Source organism: Streptomyces sp. NPDC005492 (assembly GCF_040605995.1).
Lineage (GTDB): Bacteria > Actinomycetota > Actinomycetes > Streptomycetales > Streptomycetaceae > Streptomyces.
In genome coordinates this window covers 43,087-70,066 of record NZ_JBEXDX010000004.1, presented here as the reverse complement: position 1 = coordinate 70,066, position 26,980 = coordinate 43,087, and the positions used below count along the sequence as shown (strand labels likewise).

The window sequence follows — 26,980 nt, the reverse complement described above, 5'->3', positions numbered from 1 at the left end:
GCCACCGCGGTCGCTATCGCGACCGTACTGGCGGCGACCGCCGCCCCGGCGGCCATGGCGCAGACGGGCGTCGACCAGGGCGCCCCCGACTACTACGACAGCGGCCTCTCGCCGACGCCCTACATGGGCTGGAACACCTACTACGGCCTGGGCGCACCCACCGAACAGCAGGTGCGGTCCGTCGCCGACAAGCTGGTCAGCAGCGGTCTGCGGGACGCCGGTTACGACATCGTGTGGCTCGACGGCGGCTGGCAGGCCGACAACCCCCGTGACGCGACAGGCCGGTTGGTCGCCAACCCGGACCGCTTTCCCTCCGGCATCCCCGCGTTGGTCAGCTACCTGCACAAGCGGGGCCTGAGGGCAGGCATCTACACCGACGCCGGGACCTACGACGGCGGCAAGAGCTGCGGGCTCGGCAGCAGGGGGTACTACGACCAGGATGCCCGGCAGTTCGCGAACTGGAAGTTCGACGCCGTCAAGGTCGACTTCCTGTGCGGGATCGGTGCCAAGCTCGATCCGGGCCCGGCCTTCAAGGAGTTCAGCGACGCGGTGGCCAAGTCCGGCCGCAAGATGCTGCTGAACCTGTGCAACCCGCTCACCGACGACTGGGGTCTGCCGCACACGCCCGAGCAGGACGCGCACAACACCTACGTCTACGGCCCCACCACGGCCGACTCCTGGCGTACCGGCACCGACATCGCCTGGGGCACCCCGACCGCCGGCGAATGGCCCACCGTGCTGCGCAACATGGACGCCAACGCCTGGCACCCCGAGGCGCAGGGACCCGGGCACTACAACGACCCGGACTACCTGATCCCGATGCGGAAGATGACCGACGGGTCGTACGAGCTGAGCCAGGAGGAGTCCACCAGCCAGTTCGTGATGTGGGCCGAGATGGGCTCGCCGCTCGTCCTCGGCTCCGACCCGCGCACCCTGTCGGACTCGATGCTCGCCACCCTGCGCAACCCGGAGATCATCGCCGTCGACCAGGACCCGCTCGCCATCCAGGGCGTGCGCGTGGCCTCCGACTCGGTCGGCGACGTGTACAGCAAGGTGCTGGAGGGCCAGGGGCGGCGCGCGGTCGTCCTGCTCAACCGGTCCGACCAACCCGCCCTGCGCACCGTGCAGTTCGCGGACACCGGACTCGGCGGACCGGTCCAGGTCCGGGATCTGCGGGCGCGGGCCTCCCGGGGTACGCACACGGGGTCGTACACCGTCGAGGTCCCCGCGCACGGCACCGCGTTCCTCAAGCTGACCGGAGCGGACGCCCTGCCCGGCACGAGTCTGGGCACGCAGACCACGGCGAGCCCGGCCGTCGTGCGCGACGGCGACACGCCGACCACCTTCCTGCGCGGCCCGCACGGCTCGCTCGTCCAGCAGGCCGACGGCAGGACGCGGGACCTCGGCGGTCCCACGAAGGGCCGCATCCTCGGCCAGCCCGCCGCGTACGCCTCGGCCGGCGGCCGGATCGACGTCTTCGTGCGCGGCACCGACTCCCGGGTCTACCGGCGGTCCTTCACCTACGGCCGCTGGGGCGCGTGGCAGAGCCTGGGCGGCCGGGTGACCGACGCGCCGTCGGTGGCGTTCGCCGACCCCGCGCACTGGACGCTGTTCGCCACGGGTACGGACGGGCAGGTCGTGCAGCGCGGAACGTCGACCGGCTGGTCCTCGCTCGGGGCGCCGGGCGGCCGGGCGGTGTACGGGCGGCCGTCCGCGGCCGTGGACAGTCAGGGCCGGGTGCACGTGGCCGTCCGCAGCGCGGCCGACGACGTGTGGACCCGGGACCGGGACGCGTCGGGGGAGTGGTCGCCGTGGACGTCGCTCGGCGGGACCGTCAGCGGGAGTCCGACGCTGGTCGCCGTCGGGGACGCCGTGGTGCTGTACGCGCGGGCCGCCGACTACACGCTCTGGCAGCAGCGGTACGAGAACGGTGCCTGGCAGGGGTGGACCAAGCGGGACGAGTTCCCGAGCGCCGCCTTCGACGGCGCGCTCGGCGCGGCGGCCGGGCCGGGGGGAACGGTCGACGCGGTGTACCGAGGCGTCGACGGCCGCGTACACCTGACCCAGTTCAACTAAATTAGTAATTATTCTTGACGTGGTGGGGACGCCACGTGAATCTGGATCCGCACGGGATCCACAGGGAGCCATCCATGACGAACCATCAGCCGGATCGACGCCGGTTCCTCGCCGGACTCGGCGCCGCCGGAGCGGCGACGCTGCTCAGTGGCTGTGTCACCTCCACCTCCTCCGGCAAGACCTCCTCCAAGGGCGCGGTGACCCTCCAGTCCAACCTCTCCGCCCCGCAGGCCAAGGCCGCGATGGAGGACCTCGTCGCCGCCTACGCCAAGAAGGGCTCCGAGCGCGCGAGCCTCAACACGGTCGCGGCGGAGACCTTCCGCACCCAACTGCCGACCTACCTCACCTCGGCCAACCCGCCCGACGTCTACACCTGGTACCCCGGCTCGGTCGCGGACGCCTACGCCAAGAAGAACCTGCTGCTCGACCTCGACGAGGCGTGGACCTCCTCGCCCGACCTCAAGCGCTACTCCAAGGCGCTGAACACGCTGTGCACGGCGACCTCCGGCAAGAAGGTCTTCGTGCCCACCACCTACTACTGGTGGGGCATGTTCTACCGGAAGTCCAACTTCGCCAAGTGGGGCGTGAGCGAGCCCAAGACCTGGGACGACTTCCTCGACGTCTGCGACAAGATCAAGAGCAAGGGTGTCACCCCGATCGGACTCGGCGCGGGTGGCGGCACCGCCTGGGTGGCCTCCGCGTGGTTCGACTACCTGAACATCCGGATCAACGGCGCCCCGTACCACCGTGAACTCCTCGCCGGGAAGCACCGGTTCGACGATCCGCAGGTGCGCAAGGTCTTCGACCGCTGGCAGGAGGTGCTGCCGTACTTCGACCCGAACGGCGCCGCCGTCGCCTTCCAGGACGCCTCCACCTCGCTGCTCAACGGCCGCAGCGGCATGATGCTCATCGGCACCTTCTTCGCCGACGCGGCCCCCAAGAACGCCCTCGACGACGTCGACTTCTTCCGCTTCCCGATCATCGACCAGAAGGTCCCCATCGCCGAAGAGGCGCCCACGGACGGCTACTTCGCCAGCGCCCGCACCGGCCGCAAGGAGCAGGTCGTCGACCTGATGAAGTACCTCGCCACCGCCGAGGCCCAGGAGACCTACATCAAGGGCTCCTCCGGCACCGTCCTGCCCTGCAACCCCGACGCGAAGGACTCCGGGACCGCGCTGGTCAAGAAGGGCCGCGCACACGTCCAGTCGGCCGCCGAGATCACCCAGTTCTTCAACCGGGACTCCAGCGACGCCCTCCAGCCCACCGCCGACAACGCGCTGATCAAGTTCCTGGCCAAGCCCAAGTCGATCGACTCCATCCTCACCGACTGGCAGCGCGACGCCGAGAAGATCTGGAACGCCTGACATGGCTGTCCTGACCGCGCCCGACCGGAAGTCCCCGGCCCGCACGCCCACCCAGGGCAAGCGGGCCCGGGGCCCCCGGCGCACACCCCCGCTGGTGCTCGCCTTCGTCCTCATCCCGCTGCTCGCCGAGTCGGTATGGGTGTTCTGGCCCGCCGTCCAGGGCTTCTACCTCGCCCTCACCCGCTGGGACGGCGTCTCCCCACCGCAGTTCATCGGCCTGGACAACTTCCGGGAGATGGCCCACGACGACGTCTTCCGCAGCGCGGCCGGCCACACCGTCCTCTGGCTCGTCCTCTTCGGCGGCCTGTCCGCCCTGCTAGGCCTCGCCACCGCACTGCTCCTCCAACAGGAGCGCCGGGGCGTCGGCTTCTACCGCGCGGCCCTGTTCCTGCCCGTCGTCTTCTCCCTGGTCGCCACCGCCCTCGTCTGGCAGGCGATCTACCAGCCCGACGGCGTCCTCAACCAACTCCTGCAGTCCTTCGGCCTCGGCAGCCTCCGCCACGCCTGGCTCGCCGACCAGGACACCGCCCTCTACGCGGTGATCGTGCCCGCGCTGTGGCGCCAGATCGGCTACGTCATGGTGCTCTACCTGGCCGGCCTCAAGGGCATCGACCCCGCCCTGTACGAGGCCGCCAAGGTCGACGGCGCGAGCGCCTGGCAGCGCTTCCGGCATGTCACCCTGCCCCAACTGCGCAGTGTCAACGCGGTCGTCCTGTCCGTCATCGTCATCGACTCGCTGCGCTCCTTCGACGTCGTGTGGTCCCTGACCCGCGGCGGCCCCTACCACTCGTCAGAGCTGCTGAGCACCTACATGTACTCAACCGCCTTCCAGTCCCTGCGACTTGGCTACGGCTCCGCACTCGCCGTCGTCATCTTCGTGTTGGCCTTCGGCGTCATCTGCTCCTACCTCGTCCGCGCGTTCCGGGAGGCCGACTGATGTCCGCCAGCTCCACGGCCCTGCGCCGCAAGCGGGCCGCGACCGCCGGATTCCATCTGGGCGCGGGCGCGTTGGCGATCCTGTGGCTGCTGCCCATCGTCCTGGTCGTGGTCACCAGCCTCCGCTCCTTCGACGACATCGCCGCGAACGGCCTGGGCAGTTGGCCGCACTCCTTCACCCTCGGCAACTTCCGCCAGGCCTGGGTCGACGGCGGCCAGCAGCGCGCCCTCATCAACAGCATGGTCGTCACCGTGCCCTGCGTCCTGGTGACCCTCGCCCTCGCCGCGATGGCTGCGTTCGCCCTCAGCCGCTACGAACTCCCCTTCCGGCGCTCCCTGTTGCTCCTCATGCTCGGCGGCAACCTGCTCCCACCGCAGATCCTCCTGATCCCGGTGTCCAAGCTCAGCGAAGTCATGGGCGTCTACGACACCCTGCCCGCCCTCATCGGCGTACAGATCGGCTTCGGAGTCGGTTTCTACGTCTTCGTCCTGCACGGGTTCATGCGGTCGATCCCGGCGGAGATCCAGCAGGCGGCGGTCGTCGACGGCGCCGGCCCCTGGCAGATCTTCTGGCGGATCATCCTCCCGCTGACCCGCCCCGCCCTGGCCGCGCTCAGCGCCCTGTCCTTCACCTGGATCTTCAACGACCTGCTCTGGGCGATCACCGTACTGCGCAGCGACACCAACATGCCGATCACCGCCGCCCTCATCGGACTTCAGGGACAGTTCGTGTCGATGTGGAACGTGATCGCGGCCGGTTCCATCATCGCCGCCGCACCCACCGTCGCCGTGTTCCTGCGCTTCCAGCGGCACTTCGTCGCAGGCCTCAACCTCGGGGCGGTGAAGTGACCCACCAGCGCTGGACGTTGCGCACGGAGAACACCAGCTACACCGTGCGTCTGTCCCCGGACGGCCCCTGGGCCGAACTGGACGCCTGGGGACCGCTCGGTGTCGAGAACGGTCCCTCCACCCTGGACTGGTCGCGGCGTACGCACTTCATCACACCCGCCGACGCGGCCCCCGCCGAGTATCTGCCGTACGGGCTAAGGCCGTTCACCGGATCCGAGCTGGTGGCGTCCCGTCCGGGTGAGGACCGGGGCGTGTGGTGGGACTTCGACGGCGCGGAGTCCGGCGACGAGGGCGCGCTGCGGCTCGCCTTCCGCGACGAGTTGCTGGGCCTGCGCACCGTCCTCCACTACGAGACCGTCCCCGGCACGGACGTGATCCTTCGCTGGACAGAGTTCACCGCCACGGACGAACTCCGCCTGGAACGGCTCGACTCGGCCGCCGTGAACATCCCCGTCAGCGGCACCGCCCGCCTGACCTACCTCGCGGGCCAGTGGTCGCAGGAGTTCCAGCGCACCCAAATCGACCTCCCCAGAGGCACGTTCACCATCGGCAGCCTCCAAGGCGCACCGGGCCACGCGTACGCGCCCTGGCTCGCGGTGCAGGACGGCGAGGACCCGGCCGCGTACGGCATCGCCCTCGCCTGGCCCGGCAACTGGCACATCACGGCGGAGGCGGAACCCGGTGGCCTGCTGCGCGTACGGGCGGGCCGGGTGCCCCACGAGGGCGCGGTAGTCCTCGCCCCCGGTGAAACCCTCACCACCCCCCAACTCGCCTGCGCCTTCAGCCCGGACGGCCTCGACGGACTCTCCCGTGTCTGGCACCGCTACGAGCGACGGCTCACCGGTGAGCGCCTGCACCGCCCCCGCAAGGTCCTCTACAACTCCTGGGAGGCCACCGGCTTCGACGTCGAGGCGGCCGGCCAACTGGAGCTGGCGAAGACGGCCGCCGACATCGGCGCCGAGCTGTTCGTCGTGGACGACGGCTGGTTCACCGGACGCGCCGACGACACCGGAGGACTCGGCGACTGGTGGCCGGACCCGGCCGCTTTCCGCCAGGGCTTCGACCAATTCATTGCGGACATACGGGCGTTGGGCCTGGACTTCGGACTGTGGATCGAACCCGAGTCCGTCAGCCCGGACAGCCGCCTGTACGCGGAACACCCCGAGTGGGTCTACCGCGTCGAGGGCCGCCCCGGCCGGCTCGTCCGCAACCAGCTCCTCCTGGACCTCGGCCGCACCGACGTCCAGGACTTCGTGATCGGGACGCTCGACCGGCTGCTCGGCACCTACGACATCAGCTACCTCAAGTGGGACATGAACCGCCCGCCCACCGAACGCGGACGCCCCGGCGCAGGCCGCGTCGACCTGGACGCCGAGCACGTCGCCGGATATTTGCGTGTCCTGGACCATCTCCGTGCCGCCCACCCCGACGTCACCGTCGAGGGCTGCGCGGGCGGCGGCGGACGGATCGAGCACACCACCCTCGCGCGCACCGACGTGGTCTGGCCCAGCGACAACACCGCCCCGCTGGACCGGCTCGCCATCCAGTACGGCTTCCTGCACGCGCACGCCCCGCACGTCATGAGCTCCTGGGTCACCGACGCGCCCGGCGTCTTCGACCCGCGCCCGCGCAGCCTCGCCTTCCGCTTCGTCAACGCCCTGTGCGGAGTGCTCGGCATCGGCGCCGACCTGCGAACCTGGACACCGGACCAGCGGGCCGAGGCCGCCCGGTGGATCGCCCGGTACAAGGAGGTACGGGACGTCATCCACCACGGCGAGGCTCGGCTCCTTGGCACGCCGCAGGATCCGAGCTGCGGGGTGCAGTACGACGCCGGGGCCCGCACGGTCGTCGCCGCGCTGAGTACCGGGCGGCTCGACGGCGCCCCGCTCCTGCCGGGGCGCCCGGACCGGCTCCGGCTGCGCGGGCTCCAAGCGGCGGCGCGCTATCGGGACAAGGCGACCGGGACGTCGTACTCCGGAGCCCATCTGCTGCACTACGGGCTGCCGTTCGCGTGGAGTGCCGATCACGATGCCGACCTGGTCGTGCTGGTGCGGGAGTAAGCCCCTTATGTTCTCAGCAAGCCCTTACTCGCGAAGGAGTCGAACCCCACGATGGACCAGCCCGTACGACGGCACGGCGCCCGCTTCACCGGCCGCACCGCCGTGGTCACCGGAGCGGCCTCCGGCATCGGAGCCGCCACGGCCGTACGACTCGCCGAGGAGGGAGCGGCCGTCGTGCTCGTCGACATCGCCGAGGAGCGGGGCGAGGCGGTGGCGGCACGCATCGGCAAGGACGGCGGACAGGCCCGGTTCGTGTCCGCCGACGTCTCGTCCGAGGACGACTGGACGCGGATCGTCATCGAGGCGCACACCTTCGGGCCCGTCGATGTCCTCGTCAGCAACGCCTTCACCGTCGATGTCACGCCCGCCCACGAGATGTCCCTGACGTCCTGGCAACGGCAGCTCGACGTCAACCTGACCGGCAGCTTCCTCGGCTTCCGGGCGGTCCTGCCCGATCTGACGAACCGGCGCGGCGCGGTGGTGCTGACCTCGTCCGTGCACGCGCACAAGGGCATTCCCGGGCACCCGGCCTACGCCGCCGCCAAGGGCGCCCTGCTCTCCCTGTGCGGACAGCTCGCCGTCGAGTACGGGCCCGAGGTGCGCGTCAACGCCGTCCTGCCCGGACCGGTACTGACCGCCGCCTGGGACCGGGTCCCGCCCGAGGACCGGGAACGCAGCGTCGCCGAGACGGCCGCGCGCCGCTTCGGCACACCCGAGGAGGTCGCCGCCGCCATCGCGTTCCTCAGCGCCGAGGAAGCCGCCTTCATCACCGGTACGAGTCTCGTCGTGGACGGTGGCTGGAGCGTCGTCAAGGCCTCCGCATGACCACGCTCCCCAACCAGCAGAAAGGCTGTACGACATGACGCCCTATGCCCGTCGCGGCGTGCACGGCCAGACCGTGGAACTCCTCGCCCGTCGCATCCTGGGCGGCGAGATCCCCGAAGGGGCCACACTCGATCTGGTCGCGCTGCAGAGCGAGTTGGACGTGAGCCTGACCGCGCTGCGCGAGTCGCTGAAGGTGCTCGCCGCCAAGGGGATGGTCGACGCCCGGCAGCGCCGCGGCACCTTCGTGCGCCCCCGCGCCGAGTGGAACCTGCTCGACGCCGACGTACTGCGCTGGCAGTTCGAGGGCGCCTCCACCAGCGAGTCCGACCGGGCACTGCTGCACAACCTCGCCGAGGTCCGCGCCATCATCGAACCCGCCGCCGTCCGCCTCGCCGCCCAGCGCCGCACCGACGCCGACCTGGCCGCCCTGGACGGCGCCATCGAGGCGATGGGGGAGCAGGGCACCGACGCCGCCCACGCCGTCGAGGCCGACCTCGCCTTCCACCGCGCCCTGCTCGCCGCCACCCACAACGAACTCCTCGAACGCATGGAGATGGTCATCGAGTCCGGCCTGGCCCACCGCGACCGCATCGTGCACAGCTCCCCGCACAGCGAGGACCCGGTCCCGGCCCACCGCGCCGTCCTGGACGCCGTACGCGACCAGGACCCGCTGGCCGCCGAGGCCGCGATGCGCGCCCTGCTCGACCAGGCCGGCCGCGATCTGGACCGCCTGGGCGATTCCGAAGACACGTCCGAAGAGACCTCCGAAGAGAAGTCCGAAGACACGGAAGGCTCCCGCTCCCAGTGAAGATCACCCGTGTCGAGACCTTCCTGGTCCCACCCCGCTGGCTGTTCTGCCGCGTCGAGACCGACGACGGCGTCATCGGCTGGGGCGAACCGGTCGTCGAGGGGCGCGCCGAGGTCGTACGCACCGCCGTCGACGTCCTGGCCGAACACCTCGTCGGCCAGGACCCGTTGCGCGTCCAGGACCACTGGCAGGTCATGTCCAAGGGCGGCTTCTACCGGGGCGGCCCCATCCTCTCCAGCGCCGTCGCCGGCCTGGACCAGGCGCTGTGGGACATCGCCGGGAAGACCTACGGCGCTCCCGTGCACGCCCTGCTCGGCGGCCCGGTGCGCGACCGCGTCCGGGTCTACGCCTGGGTCGGCGGCGACGAACCCGCCCAACTCGGCGAGCAGATAGCCGCCCAGGTCGAGGCGGGCTTCACCGCGGTGAAGATGAACGGCGCCGGAGCCACCTCACCGATCCCCACCCCCGCCGAGACCGCCGCGATCGTCGCCCGCGTGGCCGCCGCCCGCGAAGCACTCGGCCCGGACCGTGATGTCGCCGTCGACTTCCACGGCCGCTTCACCGCGGCCGCCGCCCGCCGCGTCCTCACCGAACTCGCCCCGCTGCACCCGCTGTTCGTCGAAGAGCCCGTCCTGCCCGAGCACGGCCATCTGCTGGCCGGCCTGGTCGCGTCGAGCCCGGTACCCCTCGCCACCGGTGAACGCCTTTACGGACGCGCCGAGTTCCTTCCCCCGCTCACCGCGGGCATCGCCGTCGCCCAACCCGACCTGTCCCACGCGGGCGGCATCTCGGAGGTCCACCGCATCGCCTCCCTCGCGGAGGCCTACGGCGCCCAGCTCGCCCCGCACTGCCCGCTCGGCCCGATCGCCCTGGCGGCCAGCCTCCAGATCGCGTTCGCCACCCCCAACTTCCTCATCCAGGAACAGAGTCGCGGCATCCACTACAACAAGGACGCCGACCTGCTGTCCTACCTCGTCGACCCCGCACCGTTCCGATTCGTCGACGGCCACGCCCTGCGCGGCGACGCCCCCGGCCTCGGCATCACCGTCGACGAATCCGCCGTACGCGCCGCCGACCGCACCGGCCACGCCTGGCGAAACCCCGTATGGCGGCACCCCGACGGCTCCTTCGCGGAGTGGTGAGCGTGCCGCTGGACATCGTCACCGACCTTGCCCACGGCGGCCGTTGGACCTCACTGCGCGGTGCCGGACGCGAATGGCTGTGGCGGCGTACGGCACCCGAGCGGGACAGCGTCTCCCCGGGCGACGCCTTCGTGGACGCGGGCGGACTGGAGGAATGCGTCCCCACGGTCCGGGGCACCCCCGACCACGGGGACGCCTGGTCGCGGCCGTGGACACGGGAGGGAGCAGCGGACGTCCTGCACTGCGACCGCTTCACCCTGGCGCGCACGCTGCGCGCCACCGCCGACGGGGCTCAGGCCGACTACGTCCTGACGGCCGACGCGGGCTTCCGCTTCGTATGGGCCGCCCATGCCCTCCTCGACCTGTCCGATCATGCCGCGCTGCACACCCGCGACGGAGCTCGCACTCGGCTCTTCCCGGAAGCGGCACCGCTGTTGGAGAGGGCGTGGCCGGACGGCGCCCCATGGGTGGAGGGCCGGTGGCCCGCACCGGGCGGGCTGCGCCTGGACCGGTTCGGGCCGGACGACGGCACCGCCGTAGGTGCAGTCGTGGACGCTTCCGAATGCTGCGTGCACGACGATGCGGACCGGCTGTCGCTGACCCTCGAAGCCGACGGGCAGCCCATGTCCATCGCCCTGTGGCGCAACCTGGGCGGCTTCCCCGCCCCGCACCCCTACCGCAGCACCGGCGTCGAACCGATGCTCGGCCGCGTCTTCGACCTCGCCCAGGCGGGTCCCGGTGACGCCGCGCGGGTACCCGCCTCCGGCGAGGTGCGGTGGCGGCTGACGCTGACCACGACCTGCCGCTGCGCCTGAACTGACCTGTACGGAAAGGGAATTCGTCACATGGATCTGCGAGCGGCCCTGGCCGCCCATCGCCTGGTCGCGATCGTACGCGGCACCGATCCCGAAGCCGCGGTGCGTACCGTACTGGCCCTGGCCGAGGAGGGCGTCGAACTGATCGAGGTGTCCCTCAGCGGTGCGGACGCGCTGTCCGTCATAGCCCGGGCCCGCAAGGAGTTCGGCCCCGACCGGCCCCTCGGCGCCGGTACGGTCCTGACCGCCGACGACGCCCGCGCCGCGCACCGGGCCGGCGCGAACTTCGCCGTGACTCCCGCACTGGGGGAGGGCGTTGGCGCGGCGCGCCAACTCGGACTGCCGGTACTCGCCGGGGTGATGACCCCCACCGAGATCCTGGCCGCCCGCCCTCTCGGTGTCGCCGCACTCAAGATCTTCCCAGCGGCCGAAGCTGGCGGACCCTCCTACCTGAAGGCCTTGCGCGGACCGTTCCCGCACGAGCTGTTCGTGCCGGTGGGCGGTGTCGACGAAGCGGCGGCCCGCGCGTATCTGGCCGCCGGAGCGACCGCCGTCGGAGTCGGCTCGCCCCTGGTCGGCGACGCGGCCGACGGCGGCAGCCTGACCGAACTGCGCGCCCGGGCCCGCGCCTTCCTCACCGTCGTAGCAGAAGCCGCCGTAGCAGAAGCCCCGTCCGCGGGCCAGGCGTCATGACGAACGGGTGGCCGCACGAGGCCGGAGCTGTGGTCTGCATCGGCGAGACCATGGCGGCCCTGGCTCCCGCTCCGAACGCCTCGCTGGAGAGCGCTGCGGAGTTGACGGTCTCGGTGGCCGGGGCCGAGTCGAACGTGGCCATGTATCTCGCGGATCTCGGGGTCCCCGTCTCCTGGCTCTCGGCGGTGGGAGACGACGCGTTGGGGCGGCGGGTGCGGGCCGAAGTCGGCGCGGCGGGCGTCGATGTCAGCGGGGTGCGCCGGGACCCGGAGCGACCCACGGGCCTGCTCGTGAAGGAGCCGAACGGTGCCGGGACCCGCGTGCACTACTACCGCGGCAACTCGGCGGCCTCGGCGATGGGCCCCGACGTACTCGACGACGACAGGGTGGGGTCGGCCTCCGTCCTCCACCTCACGGGCGTGACTCCGGCACTGTCCCCGTCCTGCCGGACCCTGGTGACAACGGCGTTGACCGTCCCGGTCGGCGAGCGGCCGTATGCCATCAGCTTCGACGTCAACCACCGTCCCGCGCTGTGGCCGCCCGGCACGGCATCGACCGTGCTGCGCGATCTCGCCGACCTCGCCGACATCACCTTCGTCGGGCTCGACGAGGCGCAGGAGTTGTGGGACGCGAACCTTCAACCGGCCGACGTACGAAAGCTGTTGGCGCGCCCGCGCCTCCTCGTCGTCAAGGACGGCGGCCGTGCGGCGACCGCGTTCAGTGACGAAGGCACCTGGACCGTGCCCGCTCTGCGCACGGACGTGGTGGAGCCGGTCGGGGCGGGCGACGCGTTCGCCGCCGGCGTTCTCGCCGGACTGCTGCGCGGCCACGGCGTGGAACGTGCGCTGCGGCTGGGGCACATCACGGCCGCGTCGGCACTCAAGGTGACGGCCGACCACGGCCCCTTGCCGGACGATGCCCGGATCGAACGGCTCCTCGGGCTTTCGGCTGACGAGTGGGCGGTCGGCCTTCTCTGAGAGGGCGCGTCGCGACGACGGCCCGTACTCACCGCCTCAGCCGACGACCGGGCGGGCCAGTGCTGCCCGCGCGCGGGAGACGAGTTCCGGGCGGTCGACCCGGGACAGGATGATGCCCTGCGTGCAGTTGGCGAACTGCGCGGCGAGTTCCACCGCGATCCGCTCCCCTTCGTCGGCTGCCCCGTCTCCGGCACGGGCCAGGCGGTCGATCAGCGCCGTGGGAACACACCCGTCCGGAAGCTCGCGCCGCAGGAGTTCCGCCTCGGCGAGGGAGCGCAGCGGGTGCACGGTGGCGAGCACCGGTACATCGCCGTCGATGACCTTGAGCAGCGTGTCCAGGGAGTGTTGCGAGTAGACCGGGCTGGTGACGATGAAATGCGCTCCGGCCGCGATCTTGCGGCGGGTTCGGGCGCGGGCCGCAGGCGAGAGCACGGGCGCCGCTCTGATCCTGACCCCGATGTCGAAGTTCGTGGCCGCCTCCAGCCGCAGGCCGTAGCGGTCCACGCCCTCGTTCAGTCCACGCAGGAGCTCGATGAGCCCGACGGCGTCGACCGCCCACCGGCCGTCGATCGTCGATCGGTCCCCGGCGGGTGGCGGGCTGCCGTTCCCGCAGATCAGCCGGGTGACGCCGCGGGCGTGACCACCGAGCAGATGCGCCTGAAGTGCCATGACGGTCCGGCTCCAGGTGGTCACCGTGGCGAGGGCCGGTACTCCGGCGCGGTTCTGGCAGGCCGCCGCCAGGTCGATCGACTGGTTGGTGCTGGTGTACCGCGGCCGTTCGGGACCGGAGGTGGCCGTGACGACGAGATCCGCGCCCGCGGCGCGCACGGTGGCACCGGCATCGGCGGCGGACTCCCGATCGCCCGCCTGCGGCACGACGTACGCGCCCAGGAGCGGAGCACCTCGCGCGGCCAGCACATCCCTCACGCGTTGCCTCCCAGTCCGTTGACGATCTCCAGTGCCACCTGAACCGCCAGCCGGTCGGAGTAGGAGCCGAGGTCGAGTCCGGTGATCTTCTCGGCCCGGTGCACCCGGTAGGCCACCGTGTTCGGGTGTGTGTGCAGCAAGGTGGCCGCGCGTTGCAGGCTGCCATTCTGACGGAAGTAGGCGGTCAGCGTCGCGCAGAAGTCGGTGCCGTTGGTGCGGTCGTGGTCGATCAGATCCCCCAGCAAGTCGCGGGCGTAGCCGGCCAGTTCGGCGGGGTCGTGCACCTGGGCCAGCAGCCGGTGGACACCGAGTTCGGCGAACACGGTCACATCGGACAGCCCGGTCATCAGCCGGCCGACGTCCACGGCACGCCGTGCCTCCGCGTACGAGGTGCTGATCTCTACCGCTCCGGTGTGCGCGTCACCCAGCCCGGCGTAGAGCCGTACCTCGGGGAAGCGTGCCGTCACGACCTCGCGGCACAGCCGGGCCAGCGCGATGAGTTGACGGTTGAGTCCGGCGTCGTTGTCACCGGGGACGAGCGCGACCACCTCGGCGTCGCGGTTCACGACCGTCGCGGCCGGACAGCGCGTGGTGATCATGTGCTCGACCACATCGGTGGCGGCGGGCGCGGGTACGCCCGTGGGTGAGAACGGCGCCGCCACCAGCACGCGGTGGCGCTCGTCCGGTTCGATACCGAGGTGCCGGGCCCATGCCTTGGCGTCCGCCTCGGTGCGGTCGCCGACGAAGACCAGCCCGTCGAACAGCTCGCGGCGCGCGCGTCCGGCGGCGATCGCGACGACCCGACGGCGGCCGAGGACCACCGCGCAGACCATGGCCGCGTGCTCCGTCACCATGATCCGGGCGTCCTCGCCGGTCTCGTCGATGTCATGACCGGCGGTCACCAGAGAGGCCACCGAGTCGTCGCCGACGAGGATCGGGGCCACCACCAGGGACACCGCCGAGGCACCCGAAGCGGGCAGCGACAGGGCGCGGCGCATATGGGCCGCCGCGGCGACCAGTTGGGAGACCGCTTCGGGGTCGCTGGTCAGCACACTCGTGAGCCGTTCCTCACCCGCACGAGCGGACGCACCGGCGCACACCGCCAGCACCGAGAGCGAATCGTCGACCACCGCCGCCCACACACCGGCGCGTTCGGCGACGACCGTGACGATCTGTTCGAGGTCGCAGTCGGTCGTCGCCAGGCTGGAGAGTTCACCGCACAGGGCCACCACCTGACGGAGGTCGGCGAACTCGTCGCGCGAGGTCGTCATCGGGTTCGAGGGCCCACTTTCTGAACAAGGCCGCCCCCGACGGCAGTTCCGTCGCGGGAGTCACATCCCGTCCATCCTGCTGCCGACGGCGCACGCTGCCAACCCGGCAGCGGCAGCCCTGTGGTGCACCACAAGCAGCGGCCCCTTCGCTTTGGGGTCGGCGACCGCGCGAGGGCCGCCCGTGCTCTGCGACCGTTTTGCAGGCGCCGAGATCGTGAGCCTCACCGGGTTCCGGCCGGACCGCACCCCCCTTCGTCGGACGGAAGGCACAGCAACGTGGACAGGGCGACAACCGAGAGTCTGCAGACAGCGATCGACCGGGTCGGGAACGCCGTCGACGTCATACGCAACCAGTCGACCAGAGCGTTCTCGCACGGCCTGGGCTTCGTCCCCGCCGAGTTCACCAACTGGCGCGAGGAAGCATTGGCTTGGCACAACTCGTGCGCGCTGCTGGACCAGTCCCACCACATGACCGACCTGTTCATCGAGGGCCCGGACACGGTCCGGATGCTGCAACACCTGGGAGTCAACAGCTTCGCCGGATTCGGCAAGGACAGGGCGAAGCAGTTCGTGGCCGTGAACAACGACGGCTTCTACATCGGTGACTCGGTGCTGTTCGGCCTCGACGACCACTCCGTCGACCTGGTCGGCCGGCGCACCGTGATCGACTGGGTCGAGTTCAACGCGCGCAGCGGCGACTGGGACGTGACCGTCGACCGCGACCCGCAGTCGGTCCAGCGCGGAGGCTGCCCGCCGAGGCTCTACCGCTTCGAGATCCAGGGTCCTTCGGCCGGCCCGCTGGTGGAGAAGCTGACCGGACAGCCGATACCCGACGTGAAGTTCTTCGGCATGGCCACCCTGACGATCGCCGGCCGACAGGTCCGGGCCCTCCGCCACGGGATGGCCGGACAGGTCGGCTTCGAACTGTTCGGTCCGTGGGAGGAGGGAGCCGAGATCTACGAGGCGATCCGGACGTCCGGCGAGGAGTTCGGCATCAAGCAGGTCGGCGCCATGGCCTACTCCACCGCCAACCTGGAGTCCGGCTGGATCCCCGGCCCGATGCCCGCGATCTTCACCGGCGCCGACCTCGCGGCCTACCGCGACTGGCTGCCGGCCAGCAGCGCGGGCTCGCTGGGCGGAAGCCTGTACTCGCGGGACATCACCGACTACTACGTGACGCCCTACGACCTCGGCTACGAACGGCTCGTCAAGTTCGACCACGACTTCGTGGGCCGCGACGCCCTGCGCGCCCGCGCCGACGAACCGCACCGGCACAAGGTCACCCTCGTCTGGAACCCCGACGACATCGCCCGGGTCTTCGCCTCGCTCTGGACACCCGGACCGACGTACAAGTACTTCAACATCCCCAAGGCGCGCTACGGACAGTTCCAGATGGACACGGTGCTGTCCGAGGACCACCAGGTGGGGATCTCGATGGACTGCGGCTACGTCGTGCGTGACCAGTCCGTGGTCTCGCTGGCAGTCGTCGACGAGGCGGTCGCGCGCCCGGGGACCCAGGTCCGCGTGGTGTGGGGGGAGAGCCCGCGCTCGGTGAAGCCCGGCGTCGAGCCGCATGAGCAGACCGAGATCCGCGCCACGGTCGAGTCCGCGCCGCTCGACCCCTTCGCGCGGACCAAGTACCGCTCCGCTCCGCAGAGTTGACCGTCCCCGGAGCGTCGTACACGAGGAGCCCCATGAGTTTCGGCAGCACAGCACCCACGGCGGTGAGCACCTCACTGCTGGACGACTTCTCCCTGGAGATGACCGGCAAGGACGTGGCCGGACTGGAGGAGGCCGCCGCCACGATCCCGCAGGGGACCCGGATCAACGTCACCTTCCTCGGCAACGAGAACCTCGCCATGCGACTGGCGGCCGCCCGCGCGGTCAAGCGCCTCGGGTTCGTGCCCGTGCCGCACATATCGGCCCGACGGCTCGGCTCGCAACGGCAGTTCGAGGACTTCCTCGCCGGTCTCCGGGCGGACGGCACCTGCGACGACGTCTTCGTCGTGGGCGGCGACCCGAACACACCCGAAGGCCCCTACGACGACTCCCTGTCGCTCATCAGGACCGGACTGCTCCAGCGCTACGGCGTCCACCACGTCGGCATGAGCGGCTACCCGGAGGGCCACCCCGCCATCCCCGCCGGCGTGTTGTGGTCCGCCCTGAACCTCAAGGCCACCGAGCTCACCGAACAGGGCCTGAGCGGCAGCGTCATCACCCAGTTCGCCTTCGACGTCGACCCCGTCCTCACCTGGATCGAGGACCTGCGGAAGCGCGATGTCACCCTCCCCGTCCGGATCGGTGTCCCCGGCCCTGCCGGAGTGCGGCGCCTGATGTCCTACGCCGCCCGGTTCGGAGTCGGCACCGGCGCGTCCATCGCCAAGAAGTACGGCCTGTCGCTCACCGGTCTGCTGGGGACGGCCGGACCCGACCGGTTCCTGCGCGCCCTCGCCGACGGCTACGAGTCGGGCCGCCACGGCGAGGTGAAGGTGCACTTCTACACCTTCGGCGGGCTCCGGACGACCGCCGAGTGGATCGCCGGGTTCAGGAAGGAGGCCCTCGTATGACCCTCACGCAGACCGCGTCCACCGGCACCGCCAAGAAGAGCGGGGGAGCCGGACACCAGGCCTCACTGATCGTTCAGGGGGCCGACGCCACCGGCATCGTCGCCGCCATCACCTCCCGGCTCAGCGAGCACGGCGCCAACATCGTGTCCCTGGACCAGTACTCGGACGACCCGCAGGGCGGCGCCTTCTTCCAGCGTGCCGTCTTCGGCATGGACGGCCTCCGCGCCGCCCTCCCCGGTATCAGGGCCTCCCTGGACGAACTGGCCCAGAAATACGCCCTGACGTACACGCTGCGCGATCTGTCGGCGCCCAAGCGGGTGGCGATCTTCGCGTCCAAGTCCGACCACTGCCTGCTCGACCTGTTGTGGCGTCACCGTCGGGGCCAACTCCCGGTCGGTATCGCCATGGTGATCTCCAACCACCCCGATGTCGCGGAGGAGGTGCGGTCGTTCGGCATCCCCTTCTTCCACGTGCCCTCCATGGGGGCGGACAAGTCGGCGGCCGAGGCGGAACACCTGCGGCTGCTCAAGGGCAACGTCGACTTCGTCGTCCTGGCCCGCTACATGCAGATCCTGTCGGGAGACTTCATCGAGAACCTCGGCGTCCCGATCATCAACATCCACCACTCCTTCCTGCCCGCCTTCATCGGTGCCGGCCCCTATGCCAAGGCGAAGGAACGTGGAGTGAAGCTGGTGGGGGCCACCGCCCACTACGTCACCGAGGACCTCGACGAGGGCCCGATCATCGAACAGGACGTCGTGCGGGTCACCCACGCCGACACCGCCGCCGACCTTGCCCGCCGTGGCGCGGACGTCGAGCGCGCGGTGCTCTCCCGTGCGGTGCTGTGGCACGCGGAGGACCGCGTCATCCGCAACGGCAAGCACACCATCGTCTTCACCTGAGGACGACACCCCCTGGACGAGGCACGGCGACTGGAGATCCGATGACGCATCCCACCCCGCACGCCCGCGCTCCGCGCACGTTCCACCTGTCCCGTGGCATCCGTGTCCTGGCGGTGGCGACCACCGCGGCGCTCGGTGCCGCGCTGCTGGGCGCCTGCGGCGGCACCGACTCCGCTGCGGACGGCACGGTCACCGTGGGTGTCGGCGGCAACATCTTCGACCTGCCGATCCGCCTGGCCGAAGCCAACGGCTACTTCGCCAAGCAGGGCCTGAAGGTCAAGTTCGTGACCCTGACCGCCGCGACCGACACCTCGGCGCTCCAGTCGGGCTCGGTGCAGTTCCTCAACGACAGCCCCACCGACTTCCTGTCCGCCATCGGCAAGCATCTCCCGGAGACCGCGATCTCCACCGACGGCGCCGGCAACCCGCTGGGACTGATCGTCAGCACCAAGTTCGCCGAGGAACACCACCTGACCGCCGATACGCCCGCCGCGGAGGTCGCCAAGGCGCTGGCCGGTTCCACCGGCGGTTCCAGCTCGGCCAACACCAAGGCGGAGGCAGGCCTTTTCCTCAAGGAGTACGGCGTCGACCCGGACAAGGTGAAGTGGATCTCCCTGCTGAGCGCGAGCGCGGACAAGGCCGCGCTGAAGAGCAACGAGATCGACTGGTTCACCACCTCCGAACCGACCCCGCTGGAGATCCAGGACTCCGGGGACGGGGTGGTGGTCGCGGATGCGACGAAGGTCCCGGCCTGGTCCGACGCGAAGACGGGTTACACGATCCTGGTGGTGGCCCGCAACAGCTATCTGTCCCAACATGCCGCCACCGCAAAGAAGTTCGTCACCGCGGTGCAGCAGGCGACCGCTTACATGCACGCCCACCTCGACTCCGCGGAAGTGCAGAGCGTGGCACAGAAGGCGCTTCCGGGAGTGCCGGCGAACGTGATCAAGTCGAGCCTGCCGCTGGTCGACTGGCCGGCCGACGGTGCGATGAGAACCGCGGGCTGGAACACGACGCTGGCGTTCATCAACTCGTTGGACACACTGCCCGCGACGGCCAAGGTGACTTCCGACAACTGGACGGACAAATACCTGCCGTAGAACGAGGGCGGCCGAGGAGGGTGCGGTCCGCGCCGTGCGGACCGCACCCTCGGATGTACTGGCCTACTGCGGTGCCGTGATCCGCAGCCTGATCGTCCGGGCTTCGGGGCGCAGCGCGAACTCGGGCCATACATCCGGGCCGCAGGCCCTGGAGCCGAGCCCGTGCTGGGCCGCGTCGATGAACAGGTGGCTGGTCGTCGACGCCGGCAGTTCGAACGGGTGTCGGGACCGCGCGATCTCCTGCGGGGTGTGGCGGCTGAGGGTGAAGCCGGGGCGGCGCCCGTGCGTGTCGGGGAGGGCCACGATGTGCAGCACTTCCGTGTCGCCGCTGGTCAGGGACAGTTGGCGCAGTGCCGATCGGTGACCGGTCTCCTGGGGGCGGGCGTATTCGACGGCGAGGTCGTGGACGGTGGCGGAGAACCGGCCGGTGACGGCGGCGCGCACACTGTCGGGGTAGGACTCCAGCGGGCCGAGGCCGAACCAGCCGGCGCCGTCGACGGGAGCCGTGCCGTCGGGCAGGTCGAAACGGATCCCGATCCGCGGCCACACCGTCCGCCAGCCGCGCGAGGGCTGGATCTCCACCCGCAGCTCCAGTTCACCGTCGTCCTCCAGCGACCACACGGACTCCACCAGCACCGACAGGCCCGAGTCGGCGGCCGCGACCTTGTCGACCGTGCGCAGGGCGTCCGTGGTCTGCTCCACGGACACCCGTCGCGACGTCAGCCGGTCGAGTCCATCACGGCGCCACAGCTCGGCGTTGGAGACCCCGGAGACGCTCGCGTCGCTCTCCCCGACCTCGCCCCACGCGCCCTCGTCGTTGTCGGTCGGCGCGCGGAACAGCTCCAACCTCGGTCCCGCGACGGGACGGTCGCCGAGGCGTGCGAGGGATCCGCCGGTGAACTCGGCGATGCCGAGCCTCAGCGTTCCGTCGCCGGGCAGCCAGCCGGATCGGGGCCGGGCACCGGGGACAGGGCGTCGAAGTGAGCGGTCCAGTTGGGCAGTTGCGAGCACATGGCCCTCGGGCGCCCAAGCCGTCTCAGTCGCCAACACCGCGTCGATCGTCAGCCATGTCTCGGCGTCGGGAGACACCGGCACCTTTGGCAGCGACACCCATCCCGAGTCGCCCGCCGCGACCCGGGGGACCTCCAACTCCCCGGAATCCACCGGCGTTCCGTCATGCTCGACCCGCCAGCGGAAGCGCAGGTCGGACAGGTCGGCCGTATGCCGCAGGTTGGTGATCGCGACCTTGTCGCCGTCGAACGCGAAGTCGACCGGCGCCACTACGGCCTTGAACTCGTGGAGGCTGGGCGTCGGGGTGCCGTCGCTCAACACCATGCCGTCCATCACGAAGTTGCCGTCGTGGAGGACCTCCCCGAAGTCACCGCCGTACGCGTAGTACGGCGTCCGGTCCGGGGCCGTGGCCAGGATGCCGTGATCGCGCCACTCCCAGACGAAGCCGCCGTGCAGGCGCGGATACTCGTGGACCAGCGCCTCGTACTGGTCGAACGCGCCGGGGCCGTTGCCCATCGCGTGGGCGTACTCGCACAGCAGGAACGGCTTGGTGCGCTGCCGGGCCCCTTGCGAGGGCGTGCAGTTGAGCAGCGGGGCACGGGAACCGTCGGTGCCGATCTGCTCGGTCTCCAGCAGGGACGCGTACATACGGGAGTAGACGTCGGTGTACTCGCCGGTGTAGTCGCCCTCGTAGTGGACGGGGCGGTCGGCGTCCCGGGCGTGCACCCAGGCCGACATGGCGGCGAGGTTGCTGCCGGTGTCCGACTCGTTGCCGAGGGACCAGATCACGATGCTGGGGTGGTTCTTGTCCCGTTCGACGGTCCGCTGGATCCGGTCGAGGTAGGCCTCGCGCCAGGCCGGGTCGTCACTGGGATTGCCGACCCAGTCGACCTTGCCGAAGCCATGGGTCTCCAGATCGCATTCGAGGATCACCCAGAACCCGAGCTCGTCGGCGAGGTCGAGCAGCCGGGGATGCGGCGGGTAGTGGCTGGTGCGGATCGCGTTCACGTTGAACCGCTTCATGAGGGCCAGGTCCTCGCGGGCGTGCGTCTCGTCGAAGACCCGGCCGCGCTCCGGGTGCGTCTCGTGCCGGTTCACCCCGTGGAACACGACCCGGCGACCGTTGACCAGGAACTGGTCCCCGCGGATCTCGACCGTACGGAAACCCACGCGCAGGGCGACTGTCTCGGAGGCCGTCGACACCGTGGCGTCGTACAGGCGGGGCAGCTCGGCGGACCAGGGTTCCACGTCCGGGACGTCGACGGGAGCCACCTCGGCGGGCGTGGCCCAGACCCGCTCGACGCCGAGTTCGGGAATGCGCAGGGTGACCGGGAACGCCGTGGCGTCGGCGGTGATCTCCGCGTCGACCCGGCCGCGCCCCTGGTCGAAGCCGGTCCGCAGCCAGACGTCCTCGATGCCCCCGGCCGGCCGGGCGACCAGGGTGACATCACGGAAGATGCCCGGCAGCCACCACTGGTCCTGGTCCTCCACATAACTGGCAGCCGACCACTGGTGCACCCGTACGGCGACGACGTTCTCGCCCGTGCGCACCACGGACGTCACGTCGAACTCGTGGGCCAGCCGACTGCCGCTCGCGCCGCCGACCTCCACCCCGTTGACCCACACCCTGAACAGCGACTCGACACCGTCGAAGCGCAGCACGACCCGCTCGGCGTCCGACCACTCGGCGGGCACGTCGAAGGTGCGACGGTAGTCGCCGGTCGGGTTCTCGTCCGGGACGTACGGCGGGTCGATGGGGAACGGGTACTGGATGTTCGTGTAGATCGGGCGGCCGTACGCCCCGTCGCCCTCCAGTACCCAGTGGGAGGGCACGGGGACGCTGTCCCACTCGTGATCGTCGAAGCCCTCGGCCGCGAAGTCCTCCCCCGCCGACGCCGTGGGGGACAGGCGGAAACGCCATGGCCCGTTCAGCGAACGGGACGGCGCGTCGGAGTGCAGCCACGAGCGGGCCGGGCGCAGCGCGCCATGCCCGGGTGCGATGTCGGAAACGAGAGGGGAGGACTCGGGGAGCGACTCGGGGAGCAAGAGGTCACAACGCTTTCGTGAGAACAGAACGGGCGTACTGCATTCGATCATGGACGTCTACCGGAGCACGACGGTGCGGATCTCCCATGGGCCGAGGGCGAGTTCGAGCTCGTCCCGGACCTGGGTGTGCGAGATCGGCCGGCCCAGCAAGTCCACGGTGGCGGCCTCGGTGAAGGACCCCGTCACGCGGACCGTCGACGCGCTGTCGCTCATCGCGGTCAGCCGCACTTCGACGCCGGACCCGTACTCGTCGTCGGTGACCCGACGGACGGCCGAGACGAGGACGCCCGTCCCCTCGACCCGCAACCCGGTCGTGTCGGGCGGCAGTTGACGCCCGGCGGGCGCGGTGCCACGAGTCACCAGGACGTCGTTGCGGAACTCCTCGGCGAGCGCCACCGCGTGCGCACCGCGCCAGCCGTCCGCCGAGGGCACGACGGCGAACCGGTTCTCGATCCGCATCCCGAGATCCTGCGCGCCGGGTACGGGGATCTCGCTCGCCGCCGGTTCGTCGCGCAGGGGATGGATGTTGACACTGATCGAGCCGATCGCGCGCAGCAGCGTGACGGCGAGTTCGGAGCCGTCGCCGACGAGTTCGTACTCGCCGGAGTGGTCGAGCAGGACGTTGGCGGCACCGGCCGACACGAACGATCCGGCCGGGAAGGTCGGCAGCGGGTACTCGCCCCAGCCGCCCTCCGCGGTGAGCCCGCGCTCGGTCACGGCGAACTGCCCGGCGGACGCCGATGTCAACACGGGCTCGGGCAGCGGCACATGGAAGCGCAGCCGGTGATCGGCGGACTGGTTCAGGAAGGACGTGGAGATGCGTACGAAGGGTTCGCCCACGCGCACTTCCACCAGCGTCTCCACCGGCGTCGGCACGGTCCGCTCGTCGCGCACATCGCGGTCGGCGGAGAGCGCGGCCGGCCACGCGTAGACACGGGTCACCCGCAGCCGTGCACGCAGCGGTCCGGTTTCGAGGAGTTCGACGGCGATCTCCGTCGGCTCCGACACGAGGACGTCGTGCGCCGGGGGAGCGTAGTTGTAGCTGTCGCCCCGGTCCCCGCCGTCGACGAGCCGGCCGACGCCGTACAGCACGGTGCCGTCGGAACCGGTGATGTCCAGGGTGCCGTCGGCGGCGACCGCGACCTCGACCAGGCCGTTGGAGAGGGTGCGGTCGGTCGCCGTGGAGTTGACCGAAGTGGCACCAGCCGTCTCGTTCGGCTCGACCCGGAAGGCGGCCAGTCCGGAGGCGGGCACGTGCACAGGGACGAGTGCGGTGGCCCGAGCCTCCTCAACTGTCAGCACACGCCACTCACCGGGATGCGCGGCGGCCGCGGCGGCGACCTCGCGGCGCAGGATCAGCAGGTCGAAGGGCCCGCCGCTCGGTACCTCGGCGAGGTGGAAGACGAGTTCACCGGGGACGAGTTCGTAGTGGTCGATCAACCGGCCGAACAGTTCGCGACGGTGGATACGACGAAGTACGCGTTCGAGTTGCGAGGCGTCCATGCGCTCGTCGCTGAGGACGGTCGGTGCTTGGGAGATCAACTGCACGGGAGCCGTCGAACCGTCGGCGGCGGTCGCGATCAGCGCTGTCCCCTCCGGCGGGGCTACGACATCCACCTCGACCAGTGCGGTCCGTGCCGACGGCAGCGGGTTGGCGACCAGGTAGGCGTCGCTCGGCACGCGGGCGGCGGGCTCGGAGAGCGCCGCGTCCCGGACGGCACGGGCCGTCTGCGCGGCCTCGGCGAGCCGGGCGGCGACCTGGTCGCAGGTCTCGTCGGTGCCGGAGCCGACGACCGAGTCGTGCGCGGTCGACTCGATGATCTTGTGCCAGGCGAGGTCGAGGAACGGCGAGTCGTCGCGCCCGGACCACAGGGCGTTCATGCGCTCGGCGTGGTCGATCGTGCGCTCGGCGACCGCCATCCGCTGCTTGAGCCCGAGCCGCACGGAGAGCACACCCGGCAGGATGTTGCCGCGTGCGTGACTGCGCAGCTCGCCCGTGACGACGGTGGACACCTCGTCGCGGACGTGCTTGCGGATGTACTCGTCGAGGGTGGCGACGGTGATGGCCCGCCCCTCGCCGGACGCCCGCCGCAGCCAGGACGCGAGCTGCGGGTCGGGCGCGTTGTGGTCGGTGCCGGCCATCGCCAGCACCGGATCGCCGCCCCATCGCTCGACCGTCATCTCCGCGTAGTCGCCGAGGGCACGGCCGATGCGGTCGGGCACCAGCAGGACGTCGAGGCCGTTGTCGTAGCCGTCGAAGAGGAACTCGGTACGGACCTCGGAGCCGTTCGGCGCACGCCAGTTGAAGGCGTGACCGGCGACGGAGCCGGGCACCCCGCGCCACAGGGCCGCGTGCTCGATCCCCGCCCGCGCCAGGATCTGCGGCATCTGCGCGACATGGCCGAACATGTCCGGCAGATAGCCGATGGGCATGGCGCCGCCGAGTTCCTCCGCGGCGGCCCACCCCATGCGCAGATTGCGCACGATGGTCTCGCCGGAGCAGAGGAACTCGTCGAGCAGGATCAGCCACGGCCCGACGGCGAGCCGGCCCTCGCCGACCAGGGCCGCGACACGGGCCCGGTTCTCCGGCCGTATCTCCAAGTAGTCCTCGATCGCGGCCATTTGGCCGTCGACGGTGAACCGGAATTCCGGGTCCGTCTCGGCCGTCTCCAGCACCGTGTCGAGGGCGGCGACGAGTCTGTGCCGGAACACCTGGAAGGGCTCGTACCACTCCCGGTCCCAGTGGAAATGGGGCACGAAGACGGCGGAGTCGGTCATGGCTGGCGGCACCTTCCGTGCGGGGGCGGTCACTTGAGGGAACCGGCGGCGAGTCCGGTGCGCCAGAACCGCTGGAGCAGGATGAACACGATGATCACGGGCACGATCGACACCAGCGAACCGGTGATCACGGACTCCTGGAGGAGCGGGGCGCGGGCCGTCTGGCCGTTCCACTCGTAGAGGCCGAGTGTGATCGGGAAGAGGGATTCCTTCTGCAGCATCACCATCGGCAGGAAGAAGTTGTTCCAGATGGCGACGAACTGGAACAGGAAGATCGTCACCAGCGACGGCGTCATCAGCTTGAACGCCACCGAGAAGAACGTACGGAACTCACCGGCCCCGTCCAGCCGCGCCGACTCCAACAGCTCCTGCGGGACAGCCGCGTTGGCGAAGATCCGCGCGAGATAGACACCGAACGGGCTGACGATGCTCGGCAGGAACACCGCGAAGTAGGTGTTGACGATGCCCGTCGCCGAGAACAGCAGGAACAGCGGGAGCGCCAGTGCGGTGGTGGGCACGAGGACGCCGCCGAGGATGACCGAGAACAGGAACTCCCGGCCCCGGAAACGGAACTTGGCGAGCGCGTAGCCGCACAGTGCCGAGATCAGCGTTCCCACGGCCGCGCCCAGCACCGCGTAGATCACGGTGTTGAGGGCCCACCGGCCGAAGATGCCGTCGCTGCGGGTGAACAGGACACGCAGGTTCTCGAACAGGTTGAAGTGCGAGAACGTCAGCCCGTTGGTGGCGGCGAGGTCGCCCTGCGGCTTGGTGGCCGCGACGATCAGGAAGTAGATCGGCAGCAGGAAGTAGACCGCCAGCAGAAGCATCAGGGCCATGGCGGCCGTACGGCTGACCTGGCTTTCACGATTGACGGAAGGGTTGCTCACAATCCGGCCCTCTTCGACGTCAGTCGCATGAACCCGAAGCTCAGGACGAAGGTGATGACGGCGATGACCACGGAGATCGCCGCGGCCTGCTGGTAGTTGTTCCCGGAGGCCACCGCGTACGCGAGCATGTTCGGGGTGAACGTGCTGGAGATGTTCGAGGAGATCTGCCGCAGCACGGCCGGCTCGGCGTAGAGCTGCAAGGTACCGATGATCGAGAACACCGTGGTGAGGACGATCGACGGGGCGATGATCGGGACCTTGATCTGCCAGGCGATGGTCCAGTTGTTGGCGCCGTCCAACTTGGCGGCCTCGTACAGCTCCTGCGGGATCGACTGCAGCGCCGAGAACATGATCAGCATGTTGTACCCGGTCCACAGCCACGTGGAGATGTTCGCCGCCGACCACAGCACGGCGCCCGGCCCGAGGAAGTCGGGCTTGAGACCGATGCCGTTCAACAGGTCTACGACGGGGCTGAGTTGGGGCGAGTAGAGGTACGACCACATGATCGCGGCGATGACACCGGGCACGGCGTACGGCATGAACGCGGTGATGCGGAAGACCGACTTGAGCCGCAGCAGGGGAGTGTCGAGGAGCAGCGCGATGACGAGCGCGACGAACAGCATGACCGGCACCTGCACGATGCCGAAGAGTCCGATGCGTCCGACGCTGGACCAGAACTCGGTGTTCTGGAAGACCTTCCCGTACTGCTCGAAGCCGCCGAAGGTCGTGTACGAGGTGCCGTACTGACCGCCGGTGCGGCGCACGACGCGGACGCTCTGCCAGAGCGCGTAGCCGACCGGCACCAGGTAGAACAGCACGAACGGGAGGAAGAACGGGATCACGAACGCGAAGATGGTGCCCGCCCGGGGGCCGCCGCCGTTGAGTCGGCGACGGCCCCCGTGGGAGGCCACCACGCGGGTCGCGCGGGTTGCGATGTCGGTCATCG

General features: G+C 70.4%; 21 protein-coding genes. 15 read left to right on the top strand and 6 right to left on the bottom strand.

Annotated elements, in window-relative coordinates; translation table 11 throughout:
* Nucleotides 1-54: 54 nt before the first annotated feature.
* The 11 genes from ABZT04_RS07375 (at nucleotide 55) to ABZT04_RS07325 (ending at nucleotide 12,545) form a co-directional block, all read left to right on the top strand.
* Nucleotides 55-2,076, top strand: coding sequence for a glycoside hydrolase family 27 protein (locus ABZT04_RS07375; protein ID WP_356054571.1), 2,022 nt, complete (start codon nucleotides 55-57; stop codon nucleotides 2,074-2,076).
* A gap of 74 nt (nucleotides 2,077-2,150) precedes the next feature.
* Nucleotides 2,151-3,440 carry an extracellular solute-binding protein gene (locus ABZT04_RS07370; RefSeq protein ID WP_356053999.1) on the top strand — a complete coding sequence of 430 codons (1,290 nt, stop codon included), beginning with the start codon at nucleotides 2,151-2,153 and terminating at the stop codon, nucleotides 3,438-3,440.
* A gap of 1 nt (nucleotide 3,441) precedes the next feature.
* Nucleotides 3,442-4,377 (top strand): sugar ABC transporter permease, encoded by a 936-nt coding sequence (locus tag ABZT04_RS07365; RefSeq protein ID WP_356053997.1) that lies wholly within the window; start codon nucleotides 3,442-3,444, stop codon nucleotides 4,375-4,377.
* Nucleotides 4,377-5,225 carry a carbohydrate ABC transporter permease gene (locus ABZT04_RS07360; RefSeq protein WP_356053995.1) on the top strand — a complete coding sequence of 283 codons (849 nt, stop codon included), beginning with the start codon at nucleotides 4,377-4,379 and terminating at the stop codon, nucleotides 5,223-5,225. Before ABZT04_RS07365 ends, ABZT04_RS07360 begins: the two co-directional genes overlap by 1 nt.
* Entirely contained in the window at nucleotides 5,222-7,285 is a 2,064-nt protein-coding gene (locus ABZT04_RS07355) for an alpha-galactosidase (protein ID WP_356053993.1), read from the top strand. The genes ABZT04_RS07360 and ABZT04_RS07355 overlap by 4 nt, the downstream gene beginning before the upstream one ends.
* A 51-nt stretch (nucleotides 7,286-7,336) precedes the next feature.
* On the top strand, nucleotides 7,337-8,110 hold the full coding sequence (locus tag ABZT04_RS07350) for an SDR family NAD(P)-dependent oxidoreductase (protein WP_356053991.1): 774 nt from the start codon (nucleotides 7,337-7,339) through the stop codon (nucleotides 8,108-8,110).
* 34 nt (nucleotides 8,111-8,144) lie between these two features.
* Nucleotides 8,145-8,918, top strand: coding sequence for a FadR/GntR family transcriptional regulator (locus tag ABZT04_RS07345; protein WP_356053989.1), 774 nt, complete (start codon nucleotides 8,145-8,147; stop codon nucleotides 8,916-8,918).
* Nucleotides 8,915-10,060 carry a galactonate dehydratase gene (dgoD, locus tag ABZT04_RS07340; protein WP_356053987.1) on the top strand — a complete coding sequence of 382 codons (1,146 nt, stop codon included), beginning with the start codon at nucleotides 8,915-8,917 and terminating at the stop codon, nucleotides 10,058-10,060. The genes ABZT04_RS07345 and dgoD overlap by 4 nt, the downstream gene beginning before the upstream one ends.
* The gene (locus ABZT04_RS07335) at nucleotides 10,057-10,875 is read left to right on the top strand and encodes a hypothetical protein (RefSeq protein ID WP_356053985.1); all 819 of its coding nucleotides are present in this window, start codon (nucleotides 10,057-10,059) and stop codon (nucleotides 10,873-10,875) included. The genes dgoD and ABZT04_RS07335 overlap by 4 nt, the downstream gene beginning before the upstream one ends.
* Before the next feature lie 30 nt (nucleotides 10,876-10,905).
* Entirely contained in the window at nucleotides 10,906-11,568 is a 663-nt protein-coding gene (locus ABZT04_RS07330) for a bifunctional 4-hydroxy-2-oxoglutarate aldolase/2-dehydro-3-deoxy-phosphogluconate aldolase (RefSeq protein ID WP_356053983.1), read from the top strand.
* Nucleotides 11,565-12,545 carry a sugar kinase gene (locus ABZT04_RS07325; protein ID WP_356053981.1) on the top strand — a complete coding sequence of 327 codons (981 nt, stop codon included), beginning with the start codon at nucleotides 11,565-11,567 and terminating at the stop codon, nucleotides 12,543-12,545. The genes ABZT04_RS07330 and ABZT04_RS07325 overlap by 4 nt, the downstream gene beginning before the upstream one ends.
* 36 nt (nucleotides 12,546-12,581) lie before the next feature.
* Here ABZT04_RS07325 and ABZT04_RS07320 read toward each other — a convergent pair whose 3' ends face one another.
* Both ABZT04_RS07320 and ABZT04_RS07315 read right to left on the bottom strand, forming a co-directional pair.
* Nucleotides 12,582-13,472: a methylenetetrahydrofolate reductase gene (locus tag ABZT04_RS07320; RefSeq protein WP_356053979.1), complete on the bottom strand. Its 891-nt coding sequence runs from the start codon at nucleotides 13,470-13,472 to the stop codon at nucleotides 12,582-12,584.
* Nucleotides 13,469-14,743 (bottom strand): helix-turn-helix domain-containing protein, encoded by a 1,275-nt coding sequence (locus ABZT04_RS07315; protein ID WP_356053977.1) that lies wholly within the window; start codon nucleotides 14,741-14,743, stop codon nucleotides 13,469-13,471. Before ABZT04_RS07315 ends, ABZT04_RS07320 begins: the two co-directional genes overlap by 4 nt.
* Nucleotides 14,744-15,019: 276 nt before the next feature.
* Between ABZT04_RS07315 and ABZT04_RS07310 the strand changes: the two genes are divergently transcribed.
* From ABZT04_RS07310 to ABZT04_RS07295, 4 genes are read left to right on the top strand one after another with little or no spacing between them, the layout of a single operon-like run.
* Nucleotides 15,020-16,405 (top strand): aminomethyl transferase family protein, encoded by a 1,386-nt coding sequence (locus ABZT04_RS07310; RefSeq protein ID WP_356053975.1) that lies wholly within the window; start codon nucleotides 15,020-15,022, stop codon nucleotides 16,403-16,405.
* Between the two features lie 32 nt (nucleotides 16,406-16,437).
* Nucleotides 16,438-17,310, top strand: a complete 873-nt coding sequence (locus ABZT04_RS07305; protein ID WP_356053973.1) for a methylenetetrahydrofolate reductase — start codon at nucleotides 16,438-16,440, stop codon at nucleotides 17,308-17,310.
* Complete coding sequence (gene purU, locus ABZT04_RS07300; RefSeq protein ID WP_356053971.1) at nucleotides 17,307-18,212, top strand: formyltetrahydrofolate deformylase; 906 nt, start codon at nucleotides 17,307-17,309, stop codon at nucleotides 18,210-18,212. Before ABZT04_RS07305 ends, purU begins: the two co-directional genes overlap by 4 nt.
* 41 nt (nucleotides 18,213-18,253) lie before the next feature.
* A complete protein-coding gene (locus ABZT04_RS07295) occupies nucleotides 18,254-19,312 on the top strand; it encodes an ABC transporter substrate-binding protein (protein WP_356053969.1) in 1,059 nt (352 codons plus the stop codon).
* A 63-nt stretch (nucleotides 19,313-19,375) separates the two neighbouring features.
* Here the strand turns inward: ABZT04_RS07295 and ABZT04_RS07290 are convergent, their stop codons facing one another.
* From ABZT04_RS07290 to ABZT04_RS07275, 4 genes are read right to left on the bottom strand one after another with little or no spacing between them, the layout of a single operon-like run.
* The gene (locus ABZT04_RS07290; protein WP_356053967.1) at nucleotides 19,376-22,420 is read right to left on the bottom strand and encodes a glycoside hydrolase family 2 TIM barrel-domain containing protein; all 3,045 of its coding nucleotides are present in this window, start codon (nucleotides 22,418-22,420) and stop codon (nucleotides 19,376-19,378) included.
* A 6-nt stretch (nucleotides 22,421-22,426) separates the two neighbouring features.
* A complete protein-coding gene (locus ABZT04_RS07285) occupies nucleotides 22,427-25,147 on the bottom strand; it encodes an alpha-mannosidase (RefSeq protein WP_356053965.1) in 2,721 nt (906 codons plus the stop codon).
* A 29-nt stretch (nucleotides 25,148-25,176) separates the two neighbouring features.
* Nucleotides 25,177-26,034, bottom strand: a complete 858-nt coding sequence (locus ABZT04_RS07280) for a carbohydrate ABC transporter permease (protein ID WP_356053963.1) — start codon at nucleotides 26,032-26,034, stop codon at nucleotides 25,177-25,179.
* On the bottom strand, nucleotides 26,031-26,978 hold the full coding sequence (locus ABZT04_RS07275) for a sugar ABC transporter permease (protein ID WP_356053961.1): 948 nt from the start codon (nucleotides 26,976-26,978) through the stop codon (nucleotides 26,031-26,033). Before ABZT04_RS07275 ends, ABZT04_RS07280 begins: the two co-directional genes overlap by 4 nt.
* Nucleotides 26,979-26,980 lie beyond the last annotated feature (2 nt).

Excerpts from the sequence above, each read along its gene's own strand:
- ABZT04_RS07375 (WP_356054571.1), top strand. The coding sequence starts at position 55 with ATGGCGCAGACGGGCGTCGACCAGGGCGCCCCCGACTACTACGACAGC.
- ABZT04_RS07370 (WP_356053999.1), top strand. The coding sequence starts at position 2,151 with ATGACGAACCATCAGCCGGATCGACGCCGGTTCCTCGCCGGACTCGGC.
- ABZT04_RS07365 (WP_356053997.1), top strand. The coding sequence starts at position 3,442 with ATGGCTGTCCTGACCGCGCCCGACCGGAAGTCCCCGGCCCGCACGCCC.
- ABZT04_RS07360 (WP_356053995.1), top strand. The coding sequence starts at position 4,377 with ATGTCCGCCAGCTCCACGGCCCTGCGCCGCAAGCGGGCCGCGACCGCC.
- ABZT04_RS07350 (WP_356053991.1), top strand. The coding sequence starts at position 7,337 with ATGGACCAGCCCGTACGACGGCACGGCGCCCGCTTCACCGGCCGCACC.
- ABZT04_RS07345 (WP_356053989.1), top strand. The coding sequence starts at position 8,145 with ATGACGCCCTATGCCCGTCGCGGCGTGCACGGCCAGACCGTGGAACTC.
- ABZT04_RS07330 (WP_356053983.1), top strand. The coding sequence starts at position 10,906 with ATGGATCTGCGAGCGGCCCTGGCCGCCCATCGCCTGGTCGCGATCGTA.
- ABZT04_RS07325 (WP_356053981.1), top strand. The coding sequence starts at position 11,565 with ATGACGAACGGGTGGCCGCACGAGGCCGGAGCTGTGGTCTGCATCGGC.
- ABZT04_RS07315 (WP_356053977.1), bottom strand. The coding sequence starts at position 14,743 with ATGACGACCTCGCGCGACGAGTTCGCCGACCTCCGTCAGGTGGTGGCC.
- ABZT04_RS07305 (WP_356053973.1), top strand. The coding sequence starts at position 16,438 with ATGAGTTTCGGCAGCACAGCACCCACGGCGGTGAGCACCTCACTGCTG.
- purU (WP_356053971.1), top strand. The coding sequence starts at position 17,307 with ATGACCCTCACGCAGACCGCGTCCACCGGCACCGCCAAGAAGAGCGGG.
- ABZT04_RS07295 (WP_356053969.1), top strand. The coding sequence starts at position 18,254 with ATGACGCATCCCACCCCGCACGCCCGCGCTCCGCGCACGTTCCACCTG.
- ABZT04_RS07290 (WP_356053967.1), bottom strand. The coding sequence starts at position 22,420 with ATGATCGAATGCAGTACGCCCGTTCTGTTCTCACGAAAGCGTTGTGAC.
- ABZT04_RS07285 (WP_356053965.1), bottom strand. The coding sequence starts at position 25,147 with ATGACCGACTCCGCCGTCTTCGTGCCCCATTTCCACTGGGACCGGGAG.
- ABZT04_RS07275 (WP_356053961.1), bottom strand. The coding sequence starts at position 26,978 with ATGACCGACATCGCAACCCGCGCGACCCGCGTGGTGGCCTCCCACGGG.